The organism is Pedobacter nototheniae, assembly GCF_032678625.1.
GTDB classification, from domain to species: Bacteria; Bacteroidota; Bacteroidia; order Sphingobacteriales; family Sphingobacteriaceae; genus Pedobacter; species Pedobacter nototheniae_A.
Genome location: NZ_JAVTSO010000007.1, coordinates 1 through 26,324, shown reverse-complemented (window position 1 = coordinate 26,324; position 26,324 = coordinate 1). Strand labels below are relative to the sequence as shown.

General features: G+C 38.0%; 18 protein-coding genes. 9 read left to right on the top strand and 9 right to left on the bottom strand.

Translation table 11 applies throughout. From position 1 onward, the window contains the following. Nucleotides 1–82: 82 nt before the first annotated feature. From R2Q77_RS18020 to R2Q77_RS18010, 3 genes are all read left to right on the top strand, one after another. On the top strand, nt 83–1,336 hold the full coding sequence (locus R2Q77_RS18020) for a DUF2130 domain-containing protein (RefSeq protein WP_316805120.1): 1,254 nt from the start codon (nt 83–85) through the stop codon (nt 1,334–1,336). A 78-nt stretch (nt 1,337–1,414) separates the two neighbouring features. Next, complete coding sequence (locus R2Q77_RS18015; RefSeq protein WP_316805119.1) at nt 1,415–3,547, top strand: glycoside hydrolase family 97 protein; 2,133 nt, start codon at nt 1,415–1,417, stop codon at nt 3,545–3,547. Nucleotides 3,548–3,555: 8 nt separating this feature from the next. Then, a complete protein-coding gene (locus R2Q77_RS18010; RefSeq protein WP_316805118.1) occupies nt 3,556–4,032 on the top strand; it encodes an acyl-CoA thioesterase in 477 nt (158 codons plus the stop codon). 1,165 nt (nt 4,033–5,197) lie between these two features. Here R2Q77_RS18010 and R2Q77_RS18005 read toward each other — a convergent pair. From R2Q77_RS18005 to R2Q77_RS17965, 9 genes are all read right to left on the bottom strand, one after another. Beyond that, entirely contained in the window at nt 5,198–6,952 is a 1,755-nt protein-coding gene (locus R2Q77_RS18005) for an ATP-binding protein (RefSeq protein WP_316805117.1), read from the bottom strand. A 121-nt stretch (nt 6,953–7,073) separates the two neighbouring features. Further along, a complete protein-coding gene (locus R2Q77_RS18000) occupies nt 7,074–8,204 on the bottom strand; it encodes a sensor protein KdpD (protein ID WP_316805116.1) in 1,131 nt (376 codons plus the stop codon). A gap of 60 nt (nt 8,205–8,264) precedes the next feature. Continuing rightward, the gene (locus tag R2Q77_RS17995; protein WP_316805115.1) at nt 8,265–9,335 is read right to left on the bottom strand and encodes a porin; all 1,071 of its coding nucleotides are present in this window, start codon (nt 9,333–9,335) and stop codon (nt 8,265–8,267) included. A gap of 155 nt (nt 9,336–9,490) precedes the next feature. Beyond that, nucleotides 9,491–10,051 (bottom strand): potassium-transporting ATPase subunit KdpC, encoded by a 561-nt coding sequence (gene kdpC, locus R2Q77_RS17990; RefSeq protein WP_316805114.1) that lies wholly within the window; start codon nt 10,049–10,051, stop codon nt 9,491–9,493. A 340-nt stretch (nt 10,052–10,391) separates the two neighbouring features. Then, nucleotides 10,392–12,419, bottom strand: coding sequence for a potassium-transporting ATPase subunit KdpB (gene kdpB, locus R2Q77_RS17985; RefSeq protein WP_316805113.1), 2,028 nt, complete (start codon nt 12,417–12,419; stop codon nt 10,392–10,394). Between the two features lie 44 nt (nt 12,420–12,463). Next, a complete protein-coding gene (kdpA, locus tag R2Q77_RS17980) occupies nt 12,464–14,182 on the bottom strand; it encodes a potassium-transporting ATPase subunit KdpA (protein WP_316805112.1) in 1,719 nt (572 codons plus the stop codon). A gap of 77 nt (nt 14,183–14,259) precedes the next feature. Further along, the gene (locus R2Q77_RS17975) at nt 14,260–14,337 is read right to left on the bottom strand and encodes a potassium-transporting ATPase subunit F (protein ID WP_131536157.1); all 78 of its coding nucleotides are present in this window, start codon (nt 14,335–14,337) and stop codon (nt 14,260–14,262) included. Between the two features lie 326 nt (nt 14,338–14,663). Then, a complete protein-coding gene (locus R2Q77_RS17970) occupies nt 14,664–16,244 on the bottom strand; it encodes a M1 family metallopeptidase (RefSeq protein ID WP_316805111.1) in 1,581 nt (526 codons plus the stop codon). A gap of 70 nt (nt 16,245–16,314) precedes the next feature. Next, complete coding sequence (locus tag R2Q77_RS17965; RefSeq protein WP_316805110.1) at nt 16,315–17,652, bottom strand: sigma-54 dependent transcriptional regulator; 1,338 nt, start codon at nt 17,650–17,652, stop codon at nt 16,315–16,317. 213 nt (nt 17,653–17,865) lie between these two features. Between R2Q77_RS17965 and R2Q77_RS17960 the strand changes: the two genes are divergently transcribed. From R2Q77_RS17960 to R2Q77_RS17935, 6 genes are all read left to right on the top strand, one after another. Next, a complete protein-coding gene (locus R2Q77_RS17960; protein WP_316805109.1) occupies nt 17,866–20,337 on the top strand; it encodes a PIG-L family deacetylase in 2,472 nt (823 codons plus the stop codon). A gap of 102 nt (nt 20,338–20,439) precedes the next feature. Beyond that, complete coding sequence (locus tag R2Q77_RS17955; protein WP_316805108.1) at nt 20,440–22,131, top strand: sodium:solute symporter; 1,692 nt, start codon at nt 20,440–20,442, stop codon at nt 22,129–22,131. A 34-nt stretch (nt 22,132–22,165) separates the two neighbouring features. Then, the gene (locus R2Q77_RS17950; RefSeq protein ID WP_316805107.1) at nt 22,166–22,684 is read left to right on the top strand and encodes a DUF2911 domain-containing protein; all 519 of its coding nucleotides are present in this window, start codon (nt 22,166–22,168) and stop codon (nt 22,682–22,684) included. 166 nt (nt 22,685–22,850) lie between these two features. After that, nucleotides 22,851–24,941, top strand: a complete 2,091-nt coding sequence (locus tag R2Q77_RS17945; RefSeq protein ID WP_316805106.1) for a glycoside hydrolase domain-containing protein — start codon at nt 22,851–22,853, stop codon at nt 24,939–24,941. A gap of 82 nt (nt 24,942–25,023) precedes the next feature. Further along, nucleotides 25,024–25,212: a hypothetical protein gene (locus R2Q77_RS17940; protein ID WP_316805105.1), complete on the top strand. Its 189-nt coding sequence runs from the start codon at nt 25,024–25,026 to the stop codon at nt 25,210–25,212. A 518-nt stretch (nt 25,213–25,730) separates the two neighbouring features. Continuing rightward, the coding region (locus R2Q77_RS17935; protein ID WP_316805104.1) for a hypothetical protein at nt 25,731–26,324 on the top strand (594 nt) is incomplete at its 3' end.

Genomic DNA, 26,324 nt, shown 5'->3' with positions numbered 1-26,324 from the left:
TTGGCGAGGTATTACCCGCCAATTAAAAAGCTTTAATATCTTTGTGTAGCCCGGCAATGGCCACGGTTAAAAATTATTATACATGCCAACTGAAATAAAATGTCCTAATTGTGCCCATGTTTTTCCTATGGAAGAAGCAATGGCTGAAGATTATAAGAAAGAGCTGAGAGAGAAAATGGTCACCTTCACTAAACAAAAGGATGAAGAATTTCAACGTAAACTGGCTACACTTGATGCAGAAAAGCAACAACAACTAAAATCTTTTGAGGTAAAACTTGCTGAAGAAAAAACGAAACTAAAAGGCGACCTTGAAGAGAATTTACGTAAAACCATTGCCGCTGATTTTGAAACGAAACTACAGATGCTGGAAGGCAGTGCTAAAGACAATGCTGAAAAGCTAAAACTGGCTCGCGAAAGGGAGATTGAATTTTTACGGAGGGAAGAAAGCCTAAAAGTTAAAGAAGAAGAAATGGAGCTTGCTTTTCAGCGAAAAATGCAGGAACAACGTAATGAACTGGTTGAGCAAATTCGTAAACAGGAAGCCGAAAAAAATAGCATTAAAGATACCGAACATCAGCTGCGTTTAAAGGAACTTGAAAAACAGCTCGACGACCAAAAAAAGCTTGCTGAGGAAATGAAACGCAAAGCTGAACAGGGCAGTATGCAATTGCAGGGAGAAGTACAGGAATTGATCCTCGAAGAGTTGTTGCGCAGCAATTATCCTTTTGATTTAATAGAAGAGGTTGGAAAAGGGGTACGTGGTGCGGATTGTGTACAAGTGGTACGCAACCAGTTTGGACAGGAATGTGGGAAAATTATTTACGAAAGTAAACGTACTAAAGATTTTGGCGGCGACTGGATTGAAAAACTGAAGAAAGATATGCGAAGCATGGGTATTGATGTTGCCGTTATCGTAAGTCAATGTTACCCAAAAGGCATGGATTGCTTCGGACAAAGGGATGGTGTTTGGATTTGCTCTTTCGAAGAGGTAAATGCTGTAGCTTATGTATTGCGTGAAGGAATTTTAAGGTTAGCGGGCGCTGTAAAATCGCAGGAAAACCGTGGTGAAAAAATGCACATGCTTTACGATTACTTAACGGGCATAGAATTTTCTGAACAATGGAAAGCCATTCGCGAAGGTTTTATGAGTATGAAACTGTCCATACAGCGCGAACGTGATGCTATGGAACGTTTATGGAAAGCCCGTGAAAAACAGTTAGAAAAAGTATTGTTAAATGCCACACATATCCGGGGTTCTATTGAAGGGATTGCTGGAAGTGATAGCATTCAGTTAAGTTTGACAGATGAGGATGATGATCCTTTGTTGCTGGATTAATAGTCTGCTTTTAACAAAAAGATGCTGAAATAAATTCAGCATGACGCAAAAAAAATAATTATTAAATAAATGATATACTTGAATAAAAAACTAAACAGTTCCTCTAACCTCTCTAAATTTTTAGTCTTAATTTTCGTTTTGCTATTTTCCGGGAACGTTTCCGGACAGGAATTAAAATCGCCTGATGCGAATTTGGTAGCTAATTTTACTTTAGCTGATGGTGGCGTGCCCACTTATAGTTTGAAATATAAAGGTAAGGATGTTATTAAAACCAGTAAACTTGGTTTAGAACTTAAAGATGGTAAATCTTTAATGAATGGTTTTACGATCAGTGATAGCAAAACAAGTACTTTTAACGAAACCTGGAAACCGGTTTGGGGTGAGGTAAAGGAAATTGTAAATCATTATAATGAACTTGCAGTAACTTTAACCCAGGCAGAAACCAAACGGTATATTATTATTCGTTTGCGTTTATTTAATGATGGTTTGGGGTTCAGATATGAATTTCCGGAGCAGAAAAATCTGGACTATTTTGTGATTAAAGAAGAAAAAACCCAGTTTGCTTTGGCCGGAGATCATAAAGCATTTTGGTTACCTGGCGATTATGATACCCAGGAATATAGTACAGTAACTTCGAATTTATCAGAAGTTCGTGGAAAAATGAAGGATGCAGTTACCCCAAATGCGTCGCAAACTACTTTTTCGCCTACAGGTTTGCAAACCCCTTTAATGATGAAAAGTAAAGATGGTTTGTATATTAACATTCACGAGGCCGCTTTAATTAACTATTCTTTAATGTCATTAAATCTTGATGATAAAAATATGGTTTTAGAATCGTGGTTAACCCCCGATGCTGTTGGTGATAAAGGTTATATGCAGGCACCATGTTTATCGCCGTGGAGAACCATTATTGTAAGTGATAAAGCTGGCGATATTTTAACCTCAAAATTAACCTATAATTTAAATGAGCCTACTAAATTCAAAGATGTATCGTGGATTAAGCCTACAAAATATGTTGGTGTTTGGTGGGAAATGATTACCGGTAAAAGTACCTGGGCTTATAATGATTTAACCAGTGTACAATTAGGGGTTACTGATTATTCAAAAACTAAACCCAATGGAAAGCATGCCGCCAATACTGAGCATGTTAAGGAGTATATTGATTTTGCAGCAAAAAATGGCTTGGATGCTGTTTTAGTTGAAGGTTGGAACGAAGGCTGGGAAGACTGGTTTGGCAAAACAAAAGATTATGTATTTGATTTCGTAACACCATATCCCGATTTTGATGTAAAAGAACTTCATCGTTATGCGGCCAGTAAAGGCATAAAAATGATTATGCACCACGAAACTTCTTCTTCGGTTCGCAATTATGAAAGGCATTTAGATACGGCTTATAAATTTATGAAAGCCAATGGTTACGATGCTGTAAAAAGTGGCTATGTTGGCAATATTATTCCGCGTGGCGAACACCATTACGGACAATGGTTAAATAACCATTATCTGTATGCCATCCAGAAAGCTGCAGAATATAAAATTATGGTTAATGCACACGAAGCCGTAAGGCCTACAGGTCTTGCACGTACTTATCCTAACCTTATTGGTAACGAATCTGCCAGAGGTACAGAGTATGAAGCATTTGGTGGCAACAATGCCGATCATACAACCATTTTGCCTTTTACACGTTTAATTGGCGGACCTATGGATTATACACCCGGTATTTTTGAAACTAAAATAAGCGCCTATAATCCCGAAAATAAATCTTTCGTGCACAGTACGCTTGCCCGTCAGCTGGCATTATATGTAACGATGTACAGCCCTTTACAAATGGCAGCAGATTTGCCAGAAACGTACAATAAGTATATGGATGCTTTTCAGTTTATTAAAGATGTAGCGGTAGATTGGGACGATACTAAAGTTTTAGAGGCCGAGCCAGGTGATTATATCACTTTTGCCCGTAAAGCCAAAGGTAAGGATAATTGGTTTGTTGGTCGTACCAACGATGAGGAAGCCCGTACTTCTAAAATTGATTTTAGTTTTTTAGATGCTGGTAGAAAATACATGGCAACCATATATGCCGATGCTAAAGATGCTAATTATGAAACCAATCCTAAAGCGTATACCATTCGTAAAATGGAGGTAACTAATAAAACTAAATTAACGCAATATTGTGCACCGGGTGGCGGTTATGCCATCAGTATAATGGCAAAATAATTAGAGCAATGTCCAGAACTAAAAATCATATCGAACTTCAGTTTCTAAGTGAACCATCAGATGTTAACTATGGCGGTAAGGTGCATGGAGGAATGATGATGAAGTGGATTGACCAGGCTGCATTTGCGTGTGCACTACAATGGAGCCAATCTTATTGTGTAACCGTATATGTGGGCGGTATTCGCTTTTTTCATCCGGTTCATATTGGTCATTTGGTTAAAATGGAAGCACGGATTATTTATACGGGTAAAACCAGCATGCATATTGCGGTTGATGCATTCTCGAAGGCCATTGGTCAAACCGAATTTGTAAAAAATACGCACTGTATTATTGTTTTTGTAGCCGTTGATGATGATGGGCAGCCAAAAGCTATTCCTGCTTTTAAGCCCAAAACAGAAAAAGAAATTGCCATGCACCGGTATGCAATTAAACTAATGGATTTGCGTAAGGATATTGATGAAGAGATGAAACCTTATATTGTTTAAAGGTTGTATTGAAACAATAATAAGCCCGGGCTATATTTAATTTAGCCTGGGCTTTTTTATGATTATTGGACAAGGATTAGACTCCCTTCGGCTCCACTAAGTTTTTGTTTGAATATTTAGCAAGTATGATTTTTTGGGGTAAACCCATTAAATCTTTTTCTGTAGGTGATATTGTCTTGGCCAGACAGCCCTTTTTCTTTTTCTTGATAAAAAGAAGCAAAAATCAAGGCTTGCACCCTTTCTTGAATAGCATCATCAGAATTCTTATTGCGGCAATATGAGGCTTAGCCCTTTTCACAATGCCTGCGCCCGCTGCATATTCCCTTAGTTATTCCGGAGTACGAGAGGGAATACAAGAATTCTAATGTGCTCTCCTGCGAAATGCTGCTATGCCGGATGCGTACTTGGGTTAGAACAGTAGAAAATTTAAAGTTTGTTTAGCATGATTTTGCAATTGCTATTTACACCCAGCAAGGCCAAACCACCATTTCTCCGTTAAGCTTTTAAACCGGCATGGTCAATGTTTCGGTAAGCACTGAAAAAGCTTCATTACTAACTTTAAAAGAAAGATTGCGAGCCGGCAACTTTGCTTCTTTGGTTGTCCAAAGAAGAGGAGCCCTCGCGGCCAGCGGATAGATAATATTGTCTTGGCCAGACAGGTCTTTTTTCTTTTTCTTGATAAAAAGAAACAAAAATCAAGGCTTGCATCCTTTCTTGAATAGCATCATCAGAATTCCAATAGCGGCAATATGAGGCTTAACCCATTTCACAATTCCTGCGCCCGCTGCATATTCCCTTGGTTATTCCGGAGAACGAAAGGGAATACAAGAATTCTAATGTGCTCTCCTGCGAAATGCTGCTATGCCGGATGCGTACTTGGGTTAGAACAGTAGAAAATTTAAAGTTAGTTTAACATGATGTTGCAATTGCAATTTCTACCTAGCAAGGCCAAATCACGATTTCTCCGTTAAGCTTTTAAACCGGCATGGTCAATGTTTAGGTAAGCACTGAAAAAGCTTCATTACTAACTTTAAAAGAAAGATTGCGAGCCGGCAACTTTGCTTCTTTGGTTGCCCAAAGAAGAGAAACCCCGCGGCAAGCGGATAAATAATATTGGTAATACGGCATTCTGATCAATTAATTATAAGCAACTTCCTTATCAAAATTACTCAGCAACAGGTAGATTGAAATAAAACCTACTGCCTTCACCAATTGCACTTTCTACCCATATATTTCCTTGCTCGGCTTCAATAAAATCTTTTGAAATGGCTAAACCCAAGCCCGATCCTGATTTATTTTGGCCATCTGTGGGTACTTGAAAATACCGGTCGAATAAGCGCTTTTGGTATTTCTCATCAATGCCTTTCCCAAAATCCTGTACAGAAAATTCTATTGATTTATTTTTCTGCACAACATTGATCAGTACTTTAGATTTCTCTGAACTGTAACGCAAAGCATTGGATAAAAAATTGACCATCACCCAGGCTGTTTTTTGAATATCAGCATTTACTTTGGGTAAGTTGGGGTCGCAGTTCAGTTCCAATTGAATGGATTTCTGTTCGGCCTGAAATTTTACCGCATCAAGGGCATACTGCACAATTTCATCCGGTTTTGTAAGGGCAAACGTTAATTTCAAATTTCCGGTTTCAGCCTGCGAAAGATCTAACAATTCGCTGGTGATTTTTAAAAGCCTGTCGCTGTCATCTTTAATGTTTTCAACCAGTTCAGTTTGTTCTTCATTCATTATCCCAACGCGATCATCTTTCAGCAGCTTTAAACTCATTTTTATAGAAGATAAAGGAGTTTTCAATTCGTGAGAAACGGTGGCTATGAAATTTGTTTTAGCCTCATCGAGCTCTTTAAATTGAGTTATATTTTTTAAGATGTAAACATTACCGGCCGATTTTACCGTTTCAACCAAAGTTTTCTCTTCACGATCATCTTCATAATTAGGGATTACAATTTCACGGCTTTCCAAAACGAAATAAGACTCTCTTTCGTCGGCATAAATTTTAAGTGTTTTATCTTCGCTTTGGGGTTTTATGATTCTTTTTAACAGCTCATTTTTTTTCATCAGCTCTGTTGCATTCTGACCGATGATTTTTTCTTCATCTAAATTCATCAGCTTGGCTGCTAAATGGTTCAGGAATAAAACTTCTCCTTTTTCATTTAATCCGATAATGGCATCCTGCATTTGAGCAATAATGGCTTCAATACGGGATTTTTCAGATTTAATTTTAGAGAGGTTGCTGTTCTCCCATTCATTTAATTTAACCACCATACCGTTGAAAGAATTTGCAAGTTCAGTAAATTCATCCTGGTTGTTAAAATGCAATCGTTGTTTATAATTTTTACGACTGATTTGTTTAATGGCTGAGCTGAATTCGGATAAGGGGTTGGCTACAAAACCTGGAAAATTGACAATAAAAGTAAAGAGAATTAAAAAGCTAATGGTTGCAGCAATCATGATGTAAAAATTTGCCCGTCCGGATGCTTCATTTGCCAATTGATTTTTATGGTAAATGGCTTTCATATTTACCTGATCAATAATGTGAAGTTGTGATCTGATATTTTTTATCGCATTTTCTTTTATAACATCAGATGGAGCATTTTTATATTCTAAATAAGCGAAACTTAGTTTTTCGGCAGCGATTTTTTCGCCGGGTTCAGTTAAATTCTGAAGTTCTTTTTTAAGATTATTCTCAAAAGTCTGGGCATTTTGTTGATCTAAAGTTCCTGGATTTTTATCCAGTATGTTCCGCATGGCAGAAACATAATTAAGGGATTCATAATTGTCTTTCAAAATCATTTTTGATTTATCAGATAATTCATTCAGGTAGAAAAGAGCTATCAACCCAAAGGAAAGTACAATTATAAATAGAAACCCGAATCCGAGGCGGAGTTTGGTTTTGATTTTCATGGTTGTGATTTTATGTCCTGTCATTCTGATGATAGAAGACCTCTAATTTATGGAACACTGCAGAATCAATGTTACAGCAGTGCTTTAAGAGATGCTTGTGCCTCAGTATGGCAAAATTTATTTAAGATAATATGACTAAATCAATTTCTTTGCGTGCTAAATTACGCAAGAGTTGGTTAAAAATTGCCGTTCGCATTATAACCTGGAAAATATTTAAGTGGGGTTTTCCAATGCATATGGTTGTGATTTCTTTTTCTATTGCCATATTAATGATGGTTTGGGTAATTTGATTGCTTTTAATTTTGATCACTTCTGCACCTAATTCTGTTGCGAGTTTAAAGTGATTAATTAAATGCCTTTGCTTGTCGAGCTTAATTTTATCGAAACTTTCCTCATCGCTTTGCACGTATAAAACAATCCATGGCGAATGGTAATAGGAAGCAAGCCTGGCCGTTTTTCTAATCACTATGCCCGCTGTTGCTGAATTTGAAGAGATGCATGCTAAAAATCGTTCCGCTCTTAATTTTACCGATTTTGGGATTTCTTTCTGGATTTTGCGTTCAACCTGATGTACAACTTCTTTAAGGGCCAACTCCCGCAGCTGTAAAATTTTATCAGACTGAAAGAAATTTTCCAATGCCCTGTGTATTTTGCTTTGGTCGTATATTTTTCCTTCCTTTAAACGGGTAACCAATTCATCGGCTGTAAGATCTATATTTACAATTTCATCGGCTATTTCTAAAATTTTATCGGGGATTCTTTCGGTAACTTCTATTCCGGTAATGTGGGTTATTTCTTCATTTATGCTTTCGAGGTGCTGGATATTAACCGCAGATATGACACTAATTCCGGCTTCCAATAAATCAAAAACATCCTGCCAGCGTTTGGTATTTTTACTCCCTTCGGCATTGGTATGCGCAAGCTCATCTACAATTGCGATTTCCGGATGGCGGTTTAAAATGCCCTGCAGATCCATTTCCTCAATTTCCTTTCCCCGATAAAAAATATTTTTACGGGTTATAATGGGTAATCCACTTACTAAAGCTTGTGTTTCTGCGCGATTATGGGTTTCTACATAGCCAATACAAACATCAATACCACTGCGGAGTAAAGCATGAGATTCTTGTAACATACGATAGGTTTTCCCTACTCCTGCGCTCATCCCAATATAGATTTTGAGTTTTCCTCTTCTGGATTTTTTAACCAGATCGAGAAACTTACGTACCGAATCGTCTTTATTTAAAGGGTGCATTATTTTATAAATTTGATAAACATCCCACTGTTTTGTGGAATGTTTAAGCGTATAATCTCATTAAAAAGATACGGCTATACTTGCTGTTATACTGCTATTTGCATTGACCAGATTTTCCCCGCGGTTAAATATTTTATCTTTACTATCGTACGTTTTACCTTCCAAACGAATTGCGGCATTTGTAATCGGGTAATAATCTACATTTAAAGAATAACCCTTTGTTTTAAACCCATTGGGCGTAGCTGTTGATATTAAGATTCCATTTTTATCATCATAATATTCAAACCGACCAGCAAGGGCCCATTTTTCAGCAAATTTATACCGGGCAATGGCAATCGGAGAAAACACTTTATTCCTGGTTGGATTTTCTTTTGCTTTTTGCTGTGTACCATAATCAAATCCAAGTGTTAAACCAAATTTATCTGTTACCTGGAAAATACCGTAAAGATTGTGGTAGAGGCGATTTACGCGTACTGAATCGACACCCTCGGTTCCAAGGTAGTTGCTGTAATTTAAGGTAATTTTATCGCTCGGTTTCCACGTGAGTTGTAAGCCGCCTGCCGGTTTATTGTTTCCATTTTGACGGGTAATGCGTTGCCATCCATTTAGGTAGAGTAGGGCCGCGGTTAATTTACCATCTTTAGTGCCGTACGTAATTTTGGCACCAGACTCATAATATGGTGTGTTCTCTGATGAAATATTTCTGGTGAGCACCCAGCAATCTTTTGAAATTGCACTTTCAAAACCAATGTGCGAAGAAAATATTCCTGCGTCAATCCAAAGGTTTTCTGTTTTAGATAATTTGATTCCAGCATTTGCCTCAAATACATTTCTCAATACACCGGGTTCGGCGGCGAGATTGGCATTTGCATAAGTACCCGCCATTACAGCCACATTTGCCCGAAAGGTCCCATTATCGTAGGCTGCTTTAATAAAACCAAGGTTTAAATTCACTTCATTGGTACGGTTATGAGAATATACAAAACCTGGACGGTTATGATCATTGGGTTTATTAAAATCGTAAGCATAATAGGTTTCCAAATAGCCTGAGAATTTTACCTTAGGTTCGTTTTGCGCAAATGCGTTTACTGTTGCTGTTAATGTTGTAATAAGGGTGATTAATTTTTTCATTGCTTTTATATTATAAATTGTCATTCTGAACTTCTTTTCAGAATCTTTTGCACGAGCCTGAATCAATTCAGGTGATGTGGGCATTAATTTTAATCTATTTCATTCATTTCCGTCACTTTGTCGGCTTAAAAAGCCTTTTTGCAATGACGATCTATTTAAAGATTATCCAAGGCCTGGTTCAATTTCAAAACGTTTACAAATGAGGGTCCAAATAAGCCCATCAATGGTTTAATGGTGTTTAAGGCCACTAATTCCTTTACCTTTTTTTTGTCGATTTTTCTTGTTTTGGCTATTCTTGCAATTTGGATAGCAGCACCTTGTTCTGAAATGTTAGGGTCTAAACCACTTCCGGAAGCCGTAACCATATCAGCAGGAATCTCAGATTTTTTTAAACCAGGATTATACTTTAAAAGGGTATCAATCCTTGAAGAAACGTCCTTAAGGTAATCGGGATTTGAAGGGCCTTTATTTGAACCACCAGAGCCAGCGGCATTATAGGCAACGGCTGATGGCCTGCCCCAAAAGTATTGGGGTTTGGTAAAAGATTGGCCAAGCAATGCATAACCAATAGTTTTACCATTTTTAGTTACTTTTTCGCCGTCTCCATTTCCTTTTGAAAGCTTAGCGGCAAGAGCAATGCTGATTGGATAAATGATGCATAACAATACGATTAAAACCAGGGTTAAACGTATAGATTGTATGATGTACTTTTTCATGATGTTTTTAATTTTTTATTGTTTTCAATATTGAGTGGGAAACTCTTTTTTGTCATTCTGAATGCAATGAAGAATCTCTGAGTTAACTAAGAACCGTTTTATGTTACAGATTCTTTGCTGTACTCAGAATGACAGGTTGTTCTATTTTAGTGTTGTCATGCTAAAGGACTAAGAATCTCTGCGTTAACAAAGAGCCGTTTTATGTTACAGATTCTTCGCTGTACTCAGAATGACAGGTTGTTCTATTTTAGTGTTGTCATGCTAAAGGACTAAGAATCTCTGCGTTAACAAAGAGCCGTTTTATGTTACAGATTCTTCGCTGTACTCAGAATGACAGGTTTTATACCAATAAGCCTATTAATAAATCAATTAATTTAATGCCTATAAATGGTGCTACAACGCCGCCAATGCCATAGATAAAAAGATTTCGGCGGAGTAAAGCCGTTGCGCCAATTGGTTTATAGGCAACACCCTTTAAAGCCAGTGGAATTAAAATCGGAATGATGATGGCATTGAAAATTACCGCCGACATAATTGCACTTTCGGGTGTATGCAACCCCATAATATTCAAGTTTTTTAAGGCTGGAATTGAAGCAATAAACAGGGCCGGAACAATGGCGAAATATTTAGCCACATCATTGGCAATGGAAAAAGTGGTCAAGGTTCCACGGGTAATCAGCAGTTGTTTTCCAATTTCTACAATTTCAATCAGCTTGGTTGGATCATTATCCAAATCAACCATATTACCGGCTTCTTTTGCGGCCTGGGTTCCACTATTCATGGCAACACCCACATCTGCCTGTGCAAGCGCAGGTGCATCATTTGTACCATCACCCATCATAGCAACCAGTTTGCCTAAAGCCTGCTCGTCTTTAATGTAGTTCATTTTATCCTCAGGTTTTGCTTCTGCAATAAAATCATCTACACCAGCCTTTTCGGCAATATATTTAGCGGTTAGCGGATTATCTCCGGTAACCATTACAGTTTTAACACCCATTTTGCGTAAACGTTCAAAACGTTCGCTAATGCCAGGTTTAATAATATCCTGCAACTCAATTACGCCTAAAGCTTTTTCATTTTCTGAAACGACCAAAGGTGTACCGCCATTAGTGGCAATGGCTTTAACATGGGTTTCAATATCTGCGGGGAAAATATTTCCTGCTCTTTCAACCATATTTCTAATGGAGTCAAAAGCACCTTTCCTGATGCGTCTGCCATCCTTGGTATCAAGTCCGCTTGAACGGGTTTCGGCTGTAAACTTGATAAATACGGAGCCGGATGGCGTGTGGGAGTTTTTAAATCCTTGTTCTCCAGCTAATTCGATAATCGATTTGCCTTCCGGAGTTTCATCGGCTAAAGAACTCAATACACAGGCATCTGTAAAAGCGCTGACACTTACGCCTTCAGTAGGGTAGAAGTTAGTTGCTTTACGGTTTCCAATGGTAATGGTTCCGGTTTTATCCAACAACAATACGTCAATATCACCGGCAGTTTCAACCGCTTTACCCGATTTGGTAATTACGTTTGCCCTTAATGCCCGGTCCATCCCGGCAATTCCAATTGCGGAAAGCAGACCACCGATTGTGGTTGGAATTAAACAAACGAAAAGTGAGATTAAAGCCGCAATGGTAATGGGTGTATTGGCGTAATCAGCAAAGGGTTTTAAGGTTACGCAAACAATAATAAATACCAATGTGAAACTGGCTAAAAGAATGGTTAATGCAATTTCGTTTGGTGTTTTCTGACGTGAAGCGCCTTCTACCAAAGCAATCATTTTATCGAGGAAGCTTTCACCAGGAGCCGTACTCACCTCAACTTTAATCTCATCAGATAACACTTTTGTGCCGCCGGTTACAGATGATTTATCGCCACCCGATTCGCGAATAACAGGAGCAGATTCGCCAGTAATGGCCGATTCATCAATGGTTGCAATGCCTTCAATAATTTCTCCGTCAGTAGGGATAGTATCGCCCGTTTCGCAAATAAAAATATCGCCCTTTTTAAGCTGGTTAGAAGAACGAATTTCTATGGATCCATTTTCCATCAGCACCTTTGCGGGTGTTTCTTCCCTTGTTTTACGTAAACTATCGGCTTGTGCCTTTCCTCTTGCTTCAGCAATTGCTTCGGCAAAGTTGGCAAACAGCACGGTTAACAATAAAACTAAAAAGATAAAGAAATTATATAGCGGCGATCCCTGTCCGCTATGGCTGAAAGAATATACGGTAACGTAAGCCATTACAAGTGTTCCAACTTCAACAGTAAACATTACGGGGTTGCGAACCATTACACGGGGATCTAACTTGATGAAAGATTGTTTTAATGCGGTTTGCACTAAAGCAGGTTCGAACAATTTATTATTGGGTTTCATTTTTTTATATTTTAAGTGATTCAGATTTTAAATGAATTCACAGCTTATTTAAGCATGGTAAAGTATTCTGCCAAAGGCCCTAAAGCCAGTGCAGGGAAATAAGAAAGTGCATTTAGCACAAGAATTACGGCAAAAGTCATCAAGCTGAAGGTTAGCGTATCTGTTTTTAATGTGCCGGCTGATTCAGGAATAAATTTCTTTTTGGCTAATAAACCTGCAATGGCAACCGGACCAATAATCGGTAGGAAACGACCTAAGAAAATCACAATTCCGGTGGAGAGATTCCAAAACACATTATTATCGCCCAAACCTTCAAAACCTGAACCGTTGTTGGCGTTTGATGAAGTCATTTCATAAAGCATTTCCGAAAAACCATGGAATCCAGGATTGTTGAGCCAGTTTTTGGGTTGCACTGCCCAGGCGGCATTTCCGTGGCTGGTAAAAATGTAACTGGCTATAGCGGTACCGGCAAGAATTAAAAACGGACTTAACAACGTAATAATGGCTGCAATTTTAATCTCGCGGGCTTCTACCTTATGGCCTAAAAATTCGGGTGTTCTGCCAACCATTAAACCCGAAATAAATACAGCAATAATGAGGTAAATAAAATAGTTGAGTAAACCTACGCCACAACCGCCATAAAAGGCATTAATCATCATGCCCAGTAATTGCCATAAACCAGTAAGGGGCATGGTACTGTCGTGCATTCCATTTACCGAGCCAGTTGAAATTACAGTAGTTAAGGTACTCCAGTAGGCAGTAGCTGCAGGACCAATGCGCATTTCTTTACCTTCCATTGCACCTGAAGTTTGAGCAATACCCATTTTTGCCAGTGCAGGATTTCCACCAAGTTCGGAGCTTAAAGTAGGAATCATCAGCATAAACATGCCAATGGTCATTACACCAAAAATCATCCAGGCTAATTTTCTTCTGCGGATAAAATAACCAAATGCAATTACCATGGCCAAAGGGATAATGGTTTGGGCAATTATTTCGACCATGTTGGTTAGGTAACTTGGGTTTTCGAATGGATGTGCAGAATTTGCACCAAAATATCCGCCACCATTCGTACCCAAATGTTTTATAGCAATCATTTGCGCGGCCGGGCCACGCGAAACGTGCACTGTATCGCCTTGCATGGAAATAAACTGATCTTTAGCCTGGTAACTGGCTGGTGTTCCGTTAAAGGTTAGCACCAGTGCTACAACAATTGATAAAGGCAATAACAAACGGGTTATAGATTTTACAAAATATTCCCAGAAATTACCCAGTTGTGTTGCCGTTTTATCTCTGAAAGCCTTAAATAAAACAACTGCTGCGGCTATACCGGTTGCGGCACTTACAAATTGAAGAAACATGACAACAAATTGTTGAGTTAAATAGCTTGCGCCACTTTCGCCCGAGTAATGCTGAAGATTACAGTTGGCTACGAAACTAATAATGGTATTGAAGGCCAAATCAGGCGCCATACCAGGGTTAGCATCAGGGTTAAGCGGAAGTTTATCCTGAAAGATCAATACAAAGAAGCCATAAAATAACCATAATATATTAATGGTTAGCAGGGCTTTTAGCTGTTGCTTCCAGTCCATTTGTTCCTTAACATTGATGCCTGAAAGTTTAAAGATTAAGCGTTCTAATGGTTTTAGAAAATCAGTCCATACTTTTTCTCCGGCAAATACTTTGGCTAAATACTTACCCAAAGGAATGGCGATAAGTATGGTAAGCAGGAACGTGGCAATAATGCCAATTAATTCAGTGTTCATTTTTAATGTTTTTTACAATTGATTGTCTCTTGAGCGAAACAGATATAGCTTCTGTACATTCAGGGCGACAATTGTTTTTAAAATTTTTCGGGTTTAATAAGCACGTAAATCATATAGATAAATACGGCGATTGCGATGATGAATAGTGCGACCATAATTGTTAGATTTTTTCGAACCAGTTGATTGATTTGTAAGCTGCCCAGCAAAGCACAAGCAAGGTTAGCGATGAGATAATTGTCATAATTTTAATGTTATTTGAAAGCCAGTTGCCAACTGTTGTACCAATAAGGAATTGTTATATGTAAGATTTTGATTATTAGGCTGTTACTTTATTTTTGTTCGGACAACAAAAATTTAGGCATAAAAAAACCCTTCCGTTTTGGAAGGGTTTTTTTCATTTCGGGAAAGTAATATTGTAAGTTATTTTGGCAGAGAAGAGGGGGGCTGTTATACTACCTCTACCGGGAATGGAATAGTATTTTTAAAATTTACCTTCTTTATTTAAAAGATTAAAATAATCATCCAGGTTTCTGCCCAGCGTTTTTTCAAATGAAGCTTTCATATCCTGTGGTGATGGATGTTTATTTTTCCATTCGCTGAAATAGTTTTTAAAAGCCAGGTCAATTTGATCTTTTCCAACACTGGATTCTAATATATACAACCACAAGGCTGTTTTAACATAAGAGATCAACCCGTATTCTTCTGAAGTTGAAAATTTAGCTGATGGCGTTTCTATAGCCGATTGCATTGGCACACCGGAAATTGCACCATAAATGGCCTGAAGAAATTTATCGGTAGGTAATGCTTTTATGTTTTCGGGGATGGCATCGCCAAAAATTGAATTTGCTTTATATTTTTCGGCTTCGTACCTAAATTGAAAATAGGTGTTTAAGCCTTCATCCTGCCAGGTATGCATCCTTTCATTGGTGCCAAGCATACTCATAAACCAGTTGTGCCCAACTTCGTGTGCTATAACGCCATCAAGTGAACTTACTTTGGCATCAGGACTGGTAATTAAAGTTATAGTAGGATATTCCATACCGCCACTCGAATTATTTTTAGGCCCTTCAATGGCTTGTACAACCGGATATTCATATTCGCCAATCCAATTGCTGTAATGTTTAACCGCATCTTTAATATAGTCGATACTATTTACCCAAAGCGTGTTATTTTTATTGTGGTAATAAGAAAAGGCATCAACTATTTTACCACTTGCAAGCTTCGCTGTATCATATTGAACAACCAAATCCTTATCTGCAAACCAGGCAAAATCAGGAACATTGTTTATGATGTAACTCAGGGTCTTACTTCCGTTTTTATCTTTAGGCTGATATAAAACCGGGTTTCCTTTTCTGCTGGCTGCATTTTTTGCCCCGATAGTTTTGTATTGCATAAGTTCATCGGCATTTTGTAAAACACCGGTAGCGCCCACTACGTAACTGGATGGTAAAGTGATGTTAACCTTATAATTTCCATACTCGCTGTAAAATTCGCCCATATCTAAATAAGGAAATTCATGCCAGCCGTCTTTATCAAATACAGCCGGTTTAGGATACCATTGGGTAATCATGAATTCAGTATCAGCATAACCCGATCTCGAGAAATAGTTTGGTAGTTTTACCTTAAAATCGGTTGAGATATTAACCGAATCTCCAGGTTTTAATGGCGATGGCAGGAGCACTTTAATAATGTCGATGTATTGAGGGTTAGAATGCGCTTCTGTTTGAGCTACTTTACCGTTCACCTTAAAATTAAGTCCATCAATGCTTCCATAGGTTACATTATTCAGCTTTTCTTTACGGGAGGTATCGGTTCTGATTTGCTGAAAAAGTGCTGTATTTTCATTTTTATATGCATTTGGCCAAATGTGGAACCAGATAAAGTTAAGTTCGGAAGGAGAATTGTTTTTGTAAACAATTGTTTCTGATCCTTTTAAAGATTTTTCAGCATCGTTTAAAGCCACATTAATGGTATAACTGACCTGTTGTTGCCAATAACTTTCCTGCGCAAATAACGAGAAAGACAGCAGGGATAGTAAAAGAGTTAATAGATTCTTATTCATAGATTATTTTTTTTGAAAGATAATAAATTCGCTGAAAATGAAAATCTCAAGCGAAAAAGGGTAATTAATTTTACGATTCACGAATCTGGTATTCATCAATTTTACGGTAAAGGGTGGTTAAGCCTATCCCGAGTAATCGCGATGCTTCTGTTTTATTTCCTTTAGTATGAACGAGTACTTTTTGGATATGTTGCTTTTCAATGTGCTGCAAATCGAAGCTGTTTTCTGAAGGGGCAAATTCAAAAAACTCTGGTGGAAGGGCAGCGGGGTTTAATGTATCACCATCAGACAGGATCACCAAACGCTCGATCACATTTTTTAATTCGCGAATGTTGCCTTTCCAGTTGTGACCAGTAAACAGGGAAAGGATTTTGTCGTCCATTGCTGGTGCTGTTTTATTTACCTTTCCGGCAAATTCCTTTAAATAATGGTTAGCCAAGGCAGGAATATCTGCTTTTCTTTCGTTTAAAGGAGGTAGGGTAATGCTAAAAACAGAGAGTCTGTAATACAAATCAGTACGGAATTTGCCCGAAGCAGCGTCGGTTTTTAAATCTTTGTTGGTTGCTGCTAAAATACGCACATTTACCTGCTGCGTATTCGTGTCACCAATCTTTATAAAGGTTTGGTTTTCCAGTACCCGTAATAATTTGGCTTGTAAATCGAGGCTCATTTCACCAATTTCATCTAAAAATAAAGTTCCCCCGTTGGCTTCTTCCAGGAGTCCTTTTTTATCTTTATTGGCACCGGTAAAAGCCCCTGCTTTGTAACCAAATAATTCACTTTCCAACAAATCAGGGCTAAAACCGCTACAATTTAAAGCTACGAAAGGATTAAGTGCCCGTGGGCTTTCATAATGAATAGATTGAGCAAAAACTTCTTTCCCCGTTCCGGTTTCACCTAAAAGTAAAACTGTTGTATCGGTTTGGCTTACCTTTTTAGCAAGGTCTATTGCCTCTTTTAAGGCTTTTGACTGGCCTATTATGGTGTTGAAGCTGTGTTTTCTGGTAATTTTATTTTCAAGATCAGATACACGGCGCTGCAGATTTGATTTATCCATTGCTTTGTAAAGCAACGGGATAATTTTCTCATTATCATCTCCTTTCACAAGGTAATCAAAAGCCCCGTTTCTAATGGCTAATACACCATCTGCAATGGTTCCGTAAGCTGTTAAATTAATAACCTCCACATAAGGTTTCAGGGTTTTAATATCCTTTACCAAGGCTACTCCATTAACGTCGGGCAGTTTTACATCACTAATTACAATGCTGATGTCGTTATTTTTTAAAAGTTTAATCCCTTCTTTGCCCGTGTTGGCTTGTAAAGTTTTAAAACCTTCAAGTTCAATAATTCTGGAAAGTAAACTACAAATCTTCTTTTCATCATCAATAATGAGCACAATTCCGTTCATAGGCTTAATTTATGAGGCAATATTAAGCATAAAATAAATGTTTTATTCTGCTTCTGTTTAATCAGGGTATTATTCTGTCTTCAGTTTTTAGGCTGGTATAGTTCATAGTTTTCGGGATAGCGGATGAACGATAAATAATTATGTACCTTTTTCGTTTCGAAAGATGCAGAATAAAAGCAAATTGAGCATATTTGGGTGCACAAAACAAATTTTATGTTTAGAAACCTGATTGCAATAGCCTTATTGCTTTTGAACGTGGTATTTTGCCAGGCTCAACAAGTTCGTCCTGCAAAATCATCCGATATTTACAGAGAACTTAAAACACTCCAGCATTTACCTAAGGTATTGTACCTCGCAGCCCATCCTGACGATGAAAATACCGGGCTATTATCTTACTTCGTTAACGAGCAAAATGTTGAAACGGCTTACCTGTCTTTAACCAGGGGTGATGGCGGACAAAACCTACTTGGCAATGAGCAGGGTGCTGCCTTAGGCTTAATTAGAACACATGAACTTTTGGAAGCCAGAAAACTGGACGGTGCCCAGCAGTTTTTTACCAGGGCCATTGATTTTGGTTTCTCTAAAAATACAAATGATACTTTTAAACAGTGGAATGCCGACAGCCTTACTGCCGATGTTGTTTGGGTAATCCGTAAATTCAGACCTGATGTAATTATCTGCCGTTTTCCACCTACTGCGGCGGCGGGGCATGGCCAGCATGCGGCATCAGCAGTTGTTGCAGAGAAAGCTTTTAAAGCGGCGGCAGATCCCAGTCAATTTCCAAGCCAGCTAAAATATGTTGATGTTTGGCAGCCCAAACGTTTATTGTGGAATACGTTCCGGTTTGGGAATGTAAATACAACCTCAGAAAATCAGCTTAAAATTACAGCAGGACAGTATGATCCACAACTTGGCATGGGCTATGGTGAGCTTGCCGGAATTAGCCGAAGTCTGCATAAAAGCCAGGGTGCAGGTACACAATCTGTTGCCGGTATCCGTACCGAATATTTTACATCTGTTGCCGGAAACCCAGCTAAATTAACCTTATTTGATGGGTTGAATAAAACGTTTACTTCTATTGGTTATAAAAATATAGACGAGGCATTGAGTTTAATTATTAAAAAGTTCGACTTTAAAGCACCTGATTTAATTTTGCCTGATTTAATTGATTTACGCAAGAAATTAAGCACAATTAAAGATAAAGCCTTACGTAAAGATAAAGTGGGGGCACTGGATCAGTTAATTTTACATTGCAGTGGGTTTATGGGCGAGGTGGTAACCAATATGCCTACAGCTGTAGCCGGAGACCAATATAATTTTAAGCTGAACCTGATTGCCAGATCTAAAATACCTGTATCTGTTGAAGAAATCAGCTGGTTGCAAAATACCGAAAAGCTAAACCGTACTTTATCAAACGATTCGCTAATTACCCTAAACCATAAAATTGAAATTCCGGCCGATGCAGCTTTAACTGAACCCTATTGGTTGGCTAAACCGGCAGAAAACGCAGCAACTTTTAGTGTTACCAACGATACTTTAATTGGTTTGCCAGAAGCCGAATCGCCTTTAAATGTGAAACTGATCTTAAAAATAGGGGCTGAAAAATTTAATGTTTTACTTCCTCTATCGTATAAAAAACTTGATCCAGTTAAAGGAGATGTGGTAGAACCATTAAGGATTGTTCCGGCATTGGAGTTAAAGTTTAGTCAATCTGTGTACCTGGTTAAAACCGGCGGTGATTTGGCTCTTGATTTAAACTTTAAGGTAAATGCCACCCGCGAATTTAAGAATGGTACGATGATTTTGAAAACGGGTAACCATACACTGGCAACATTATCGGGTATTACTTTAAGTGGTAAAGACCAGATGCTAAGTTTTAACCTTAAAAAAGCAGAGCTGGATCAGTTAAATGCTACTCAGTTTAAACTTGATGCCAGTTACACATCCGGAAATGTAACCTACAACAAAAACCAACAGCTTATCCAATATTCACATTTGCCATCCTTACAGTATTTTACACCTGCAAGTACATTGGTTTTAAAAGGTGATATTAAGGTTACCGCCAAAAAAATAGGTTATATAGAAGGCGCGGGTGATTTTATACCAACTTTTTTAAGACAAGCAGGATTGCAGGTTGATGTATTAAAATCTGCCGATATTTTTGATGCCGTGAAGCTGGCTTCTTATGATGCCATTGTAACTGGTGTAAGGGTTGTAAATACAGAAAAACAAATTGTTAATTGGTTGCCACAGTTAAAAAATTATGTTAAAAATGGAGGTACCCTGGTAATGCAATACAATACCCAGCAGGATATGGCCATTGAAGATTTTGGAGTATATCCTTTTTCTATAAGCAACAAAAGGGTGACCGAAGAAAATTCTGCAGTTACTTTTTTAAATCCCGATCATCGCTTGTTAAACTATCCGAATAAAATTACTGAAGAAGATTTTAAAGGCTGGGTACAGGAGCGAGGCGCTTATTTTCCCGATCGCTGGGATAAACAGTACGAACCATTGTTCGAAATGCATGATACCGGAGAAGAACCTTTACAAGGCTCTACGCTGTACGCAAAATATGGAAAGGGCAATTTTATTTATACCCCACTTGCATTTTTCAGGCAATTACCCGCCGGTAATATTGGAGCTTCCCGTTTATTTTTTAACTTTTTATCTGTAGGTAAATAAGATGAAAAAGGTTTTAAAAAATTGGAACACCTGGTACATTCTTCTCGCCTTGGCTTTGGTAGCCCAAATTATATTCTATTATTTTTTCACTAAATACTGGGCATGAGCAATATAGATTGGATTGTTCTTGTTTTTACTTTAGTGGCCGTTGTGGCCTACGGAATTTTTATTGGTCGCGGGCAAAAAAGCAATGAATCTTACCTCAAAGCAGATAATAAAATGCCCTGGTACATTGTGTTATTGGGCATTATGGCAACACAAGCCAGTGCCATAACCTTTCTTTCTGCACCCGGGCAAGCATATACGGATGGAATGCGCTTTGTGCAATATTATTTTGGCCTGCCACTGGCTATGATTGTAATTTCGATTACGTTTATTCCAATTTTTCAACGGCTTAATGTTTATACAGCTTATGAGTATTTAGAACAGCGTTTTGACCGTAAAACCAGGGTGCTCACCTCGTTTTTATTCCTGCTTTCAAGGGGTTTATCAACCGGAATAAGTATTTACGCACCAAGTATTATTTTATCAAGTGTTTTAAACTGGAACATTTACTTAACCAATATTTTGACGGGTGGTATTTTGTTGATTTATACCTATATAGGCGGCGCGAAAGCTGTTGCACATACTCAAAAATTACAGTTTCTGATTATTTTAGGAACCATGGCATTTGCAGCTTATTTATTGGTGCAAAACATGCCAAATGGGGCCAGCTTTAGTGATGCCCTTTACCTTGCCGGTAAATCAGGGAAGTTGAACGTAATTACAACAGATTTCGACTGGAAGGATAAATACAACATTTGGAGTGGTGTTTTCGGAGGTTTTTTTCTTGCACTATCTTACTTTGGTACCGATCAAAGCCAGGTAGGCAGGTACATCAGCGCGAAAGATACCAGTACAGGAAGAATGGGCTTATTACTAAACGGGCTCGTTAAAATCCCGATGCAGTTTGCCATACTGCTAATCGGGGCTTTACTTTTTGCTTTCTTTGCATTAAAGCCAGCGCCTATTTATTTTAACGAACATTCTTACCAGTACCTGAAAACCAGTAATCCTGTTGTAGCTGCTAACCTGGAAAAAGAACATACCTTATTGCAACATCAGTTTGGAGCGCAGTCCAAGCAAATACTTGCAGAACGTAAAACCAACAATCCACATTTAAATACTTCAATAGCTGAATTTAAAACAACTCAAAAGCAAATTAAAGATCTGCATACCAAAGTAGAAGAAGCAATTAATAAAACCAATTACAACGCTGAAAGGACGGATACCAATTACATTTTTTTATATTTTGTAAAAAGTACTTTACCAGTAGGTATGATTGGTTTATTGTTTGCGGTCATCTTTCTGGCTTCCTGGGGTTCCATTTCAGCGGCCTTAAATTCGCTTGCATCTTCCTCATTAAAAGATGTGCATTTAATTTTTAGCAAAAAGAAACCCGATGATTCACAGGAGCTTGCTTACAGCAGGTTACACACTTTAGCCTGGGGTTTGTTTTCTATTGCTGTAGCCATGTTTGCAACGCAAATGGGTTCTCTGATAGAAGCTGTAAATGTTTTAGGTTCTCTTTTTTACGGCCCCATACTGGGTATTTTCTTAGTCGCCTTTTACTTCAAAAAAATCAACGGTTCGCTGGTGTTTATCTCCGCTATTTTAGCCGAAATCAGTGTGATTGCCGTCTATAAATTCGACGTGGTTTCTTTTCTCTGGCTTAATATTATCGGGGCCTTCGGAGTTATCTTTTTTTGCATCATTGGCTTATTGTTTTATCGGCCTAAAGCCTTAAATTCGTAAAATCAAAATACAACAAAAACAAAAATATAATACTATGAAAACGATTATTAAATCAGTTGCGCTGTTTTTTACAGCAGTAACGGTTTCAGTAAGTGCTATGGCACAAGACACACAACCAAAGCCAAGCCCGGCCGCTACTGCAACAGGAAAAGTAAAAGGTGCAACCATTACCATTAACTACAGTAGCCCGGCAGTTAAAGGCCGTAAAATATGGGGTGGATTAGAAGCCTACGATAAGGTATGGCGTGCAGGTGCAAATGAAGCGACCACTTTCGAAACTGATAAAGACATTAAGGTACAAGGTAAACTTTTGCCTGCCGGAAAATATAGTTTCTTCTTAATTCCTAAAGAAAAAGGCCCGTGGGTGGCTATTTTTAACAAAGAACCCACACAATGGGGTGCTTATAAATACGAAGAAACAAAAGACCAGTTAAGGGTAAATGTTAAAACAAAAGCATTAAAAGCAACACAAGAGCGTTTGGTGTATAAAATTACCAATAGCGGTTTTTCTTTAGATTGGGATATGATTTCGGTTCCGGTATCTGTTAAATAAAAAATATAATCGAATTTAGGCCAGACTGCAATTGTAGTCTGGCTTTTTTGTTTTATAGGGATTGGTTTAATCTAAAATTGCTTTGTAAAGAACCGAATAGGTAACAATTCCTTAATCCAAAAAGATTATTTTAGCCGCAAGTTAAACCCAAGTTTTAATAATCCCGATGAAGTTTTTTACGCTGAAAAATACCCTAAGCATTCTTTTAACAACATTTATATTAAGTAGCGCTGCACAACAAAAAAGTATTTTTTCAATAAAAACCACGAGGCCGGTAGATCAGGTTAATGTTTTTTTAGGTTCTTCGGGCGATCATGGACAAATGTCGCCGGCTGCATCCTATCCCTTTAGCATGCTGAGCATCGGTCCGCAAACTTATCCTAAAACGCATACCGGTTACGAATACCTCGCAAAGAAATTTCTTGGCTTTACCCATAACCGTTTCGAAGGCGTTGGCTGCCAGGGCTCAGGAGGAAATATTTTAATTAAACCTTTCCTGGGTAATAATCCGGATGCCGGTGAACTTATAAAAGTTTCAGAAAAAGCTGGCCCGGGGTATTATGAAGTGGGCTTTGAGAATAAAATAAATGCACAATTAACGGTATTGGCCAATGCAGGTAAGCATGTTTATCATTTTCCAAAAGGAGAAAAAGGGGTTTATTTAGACCTCAGCTATGCTTTTAATCATGCATTTGTGGCTGAAGAACATGTTATCGAGGGAAATGCTGTGTTTGGTTATATAGAATCAAAAACTACCTGTGCCGTTGGCAAATATCGGTTGTATTATTATCTGGAATTAGAAGGGAATGCCAAATGGAAGGATCACGCTACGCATAAACTTGTCGCATTGCTTAATTCTGAAGCAACTTCATCCGGGATTAATATTGCTTTTTCAAGTGTGGGTACCGAAGCCGCCAAAGCCTCTATAAACCGGTCGTCTTTTGCGCAATTAAAAGCCCGGAGTAGTGCAGACTGGAATGAAAATTTAAGTAAAATAGCTGTTGAAGGAGATTTGGAGCAAGCAAAACTATTTTATTCTTTAATGTACCGAACAATGCAGTCGCCTTATGTAATTTCAGAACCCGACGGGCAGTACCGCAACACTAAAGCCGAATTGCAGAAAAGTAGCGAAATCCGGTACAATGGCTGGGCGATATGGGATAATTACCGTACTCAATTGCCTTTGCTTTCCATTATTATGCCCAATCGTTATGCAGGAATAATTACATCAATAGCGGATTTGTACAATTCAGGAAAGAAAGATTATGCTACCCAAACAGAACCAAGCAATACCGTGCGCACAGAACACGCCATTGTGGTTTTGTTGGATGCTTACCGTAAAGGTTATGTCGTAGATTTTAATAAAATTGCGGATTCATTAGTTAAAGAAGTGAATGGTTTGGACTATAAATCGCCTGATAAAGCATTGGAATCAAGTTATGATAACTGGGCACTATCTGAAATTTTTAGCCTGCTTAAAAATAAGGAAAAGGCAGATTTATACCGGAACAAAGCCTTGGAATATAAAAAGTACTGGAATAAGGATTTTAAGGATATGGGAAAAAGGGATGTAGACCAGATGCAGGCACGGGGATTATACCAGGGAACGATCTGGCAATATCGTTGGTTTGTACCTTATGATGTTAAGGGACTGATTGAACTGGATGGGGGAGAAGCCACTTATTTGGCAAAACTGGATGAATTTTTTGATAAAGATTATTACAATCATGCCAACGAACCTGATTTGCAGGTTCCACTTATGTATAACGTAACCAAATCTGGATATAAGTCGCAATATTGGATGCGCCAGCTGGCCGCGGATACCGTGATCCAAAATTACTTTAATGATAACAGCCGGGGAATTGGAAGTTATATTGGTAAAATTTACAAAAACGAGCCACAGGCATATTTACGCACCATGGATGATGATGCCGGAGCAATGAGTGCCTGGTATGTGTTTACGGCAAGTGGTTTCTCGCCCGCTTGTGTAGGTTGGCCAGTTTATTACCTTAATGTTCCGTTATTTCCATCTATAACTTACCACTTACCCAAAGGAAAAACTTTTAAGGTTATGACAGAAAATTTTAGCCTCAAAAATAAATATATTAAATCTGTTAGTTTAAATGGCAAGCCTTTGCCAAGGAATTACATCACGCAGGATGATATCAATAGTGGTGGTGAATTAAAAATAATCTCTTCGGCAATTCCGGTTAAAACCCCGGATACTGCAAACTGGATTTCGAGCATCGAAAAATAAACCTGGAAGAAATAAAATTTTTAATTGATGCCGACAAACAAATTGCTGAAAAACATGTTTTGAATATATAAAACGATACGACATGGCACCTTTAAATTTAAGCGAAGATAATTCTGCATTAACCAACAAAAATACAATTGAAGAAATAAATGATCAGCCATTGGAACTTCATCCGGAGGCATACAAAGTTAAAGGACCATCGCCCGACAAGATGAAAACGGTGTCATCTTCCCTTAGGAATTATGCACATGGTTTATATGGTTTACTTTAATAAAAATATTTTATCAAAATTTAAAGTCGCAGTTGCAAAACGCGGCTTTTTTTATGTTCTTTTTTTGGGTAAATGAAACAGCCCAACGCCATAATATTTTCTCAATCGTTTTCAGGTTTAGGTTGCTGTTAAACGCTCCAGAAAGTTTGTTTATCTGTAGAAAAATGAATTGATGGCTATTCTAAATTTTTTGTGTCATCATATCGAGAATTATATGTAATATTCTTAATAGTTTTATTGAAGCTACATTTATACGCATGTTTATCTGTTTTTTTTTGTAGAAAATAAGTCCCTGTTTGTTTCCTTAGGGGAAAAAATTCCTCATTATTTTTTTTCGCTACACGCTTGTTAGTGATTTTAAACGTCTTTAACCAAACATCCCTCTTTTGGTTCAGTGTTTGACTATTTGTTTCGAAAGCTGTAACCTTAAAGATACAAGTTTCTGAATAATTGTCCCAACTTCTCAATTAGCAGTTCATTTTCTTAAACAGCTTATAATCAGTACACAAATTAATAAGATGAATAAATTTTTACTACTCAGCATTACTGGGTTCCTTTTAAGTTTTTCGGTTTCATATGCCCAGCAAAAGGTAAAGGATGGTACTATAACTGGTGTTTCCTTGCCTAATAAAGATGCAATTTTAGAATTAGAAAGTTCAAATAAAGGGCTCCTGTATTCAAGAGTAGAATTAAAAGGGACTAAAGTTGCTTCGCCATTATCGGCGCACGTTGCAGGTATGATGGTTTACAACACACAAACAATTGCTGACGTTGTGCCGGGAATATATTATAATGATGGTACAAAGTGGATTTTAGCCGGTGCGGGTGCAGCTGCTAATATTAAATATAACCCCGCTACCTATACCATTTCTTATATTGATGCAGATAATAATACCGTAGCGATTAATTTGAAAAACGTAGTTAAGGAAAATGAAACCTTAACATCGCTCGTGAATAATAACGACGGAACATATAAATACACTTCCGAAAATGGTACTGTGACGTTAATCAATGTGCCTGCCGATGTAATCAATAACTTTCAGGCCATTGCCAACGACAATACAGTAAAACAGATTATCGAAAATATTGTAAAAAATTCGGGTGGTAATGTA

Bases quoted from the DNA above. Each gene is read 5' to 3' on its own strand.
- R2Q77_RS18020 (WP_316805120.1), top strand. From the start codon at position 83: ATGCCAACTGAAATAAAATGTCCTAATTGTGCCCATGTTTTTCCTATG.
- R2Q77_RS18010 (WP_316805118.1), top strand. From the start codon at position 3,556: ATGTCCAGAACTAAAAATCATATCGAACTTCAGTTTCTAAGTGAACCA.
- R2Q77_RS18005 (WP_316805117.1), bottom strand. From the start codon at position 6,952: ATGAAAATCAAAACCAAACTCCGCCTCGGATTCGGGTTTCTATTTATA.
- R2Q77_RS18000 (WP_316805116.1), bottom strand. From the start codon at position 8,204: ATGCACCCTTTAAATAAAGACGATTCGGTACGTAAGTTTCTCGATCTG.
- R2Q77_RS17995 (WP_316805115.1), bottom strand. From the start codon at position 9,335: ATGAAAAAATTAATCACCCTTATTACAACATTAACAGCAACAGTAAAC.
- kdpC (WP_316805114.1), bottom strand. From the start codon at position 10,051: ATGAAAAAGTACATCATACAATCTATACGTTTAACCCTGGTTTTAATC.
- kdpB (WP_316805113.1), bottom strand. From the start codon at position 12,419: ATGAAACCCAATAATAAATTGTTCGAACCTGCTTTAGTGCAAACCGCA.
- kdpA (WP_316805112.1), bottom strand. From the start codon at position 14,182: ATGAACACTGAATTAATTGGCATTATTGCCACGTTCCTGCTTACCATA.
- R2Q77_RS17975 (WP_131536157.1), bottom strand. From the start codon at position 14,337: ATGGTCGCACTATTCATCATCGCAATCGCCGTATTTATCTATATGATT.
- R2Q77_RS17970 (WP_316805111.1), bottom strand. From the start codon at position 16,244: ATGAATAAGAATCTATTAACTCTTTTACTATCCCTGCTGTCTTTCTCG.
- R2Q77_RS17965 (WP_316805110.1), bottom strand. From the start codon at position 17,652: ATGAACGGAATTGTGCTCATTATTGATGATGAAAAGAAGATTTGTAGT.
- R2Q77_RS17960 (WP_316805109.1), top strand. From the start codon at position 17,866: ATGTTTAGAAACCTGATTGCAATAGCCTTATTGCTTTTGAACGTGGTA.
- R2Q77_RS17955 (WP_316805108.1), top strand. From the start codon at position 20,440: ATGAGCAATATAGATTGGATTGTTCTTGTTTTTACTTTAGTGGCCGTT.
- R2Q77_RS17950 (WP_316805107.1), top strand. From the start codon at position 22,166: ATGAAAACGATTATTAAATCAGTTGCGCTGTTTTTTACAGCAGTAACG.
- R2Q77_RS17945 (WP_316805106.1), top strand. From the start codon at position 22,851: ATGAAGTTTTTTACGCTGAAAAATACCCTAAGCATTCTTTTAACAACA.
- R2Q77_RS17940 (WP_316805105.1), top strand. From the start codon at position 25,024: ATGGCACCTTTAAATTTAAGCGAAGATAATTCTGCATTAACCAACAAA.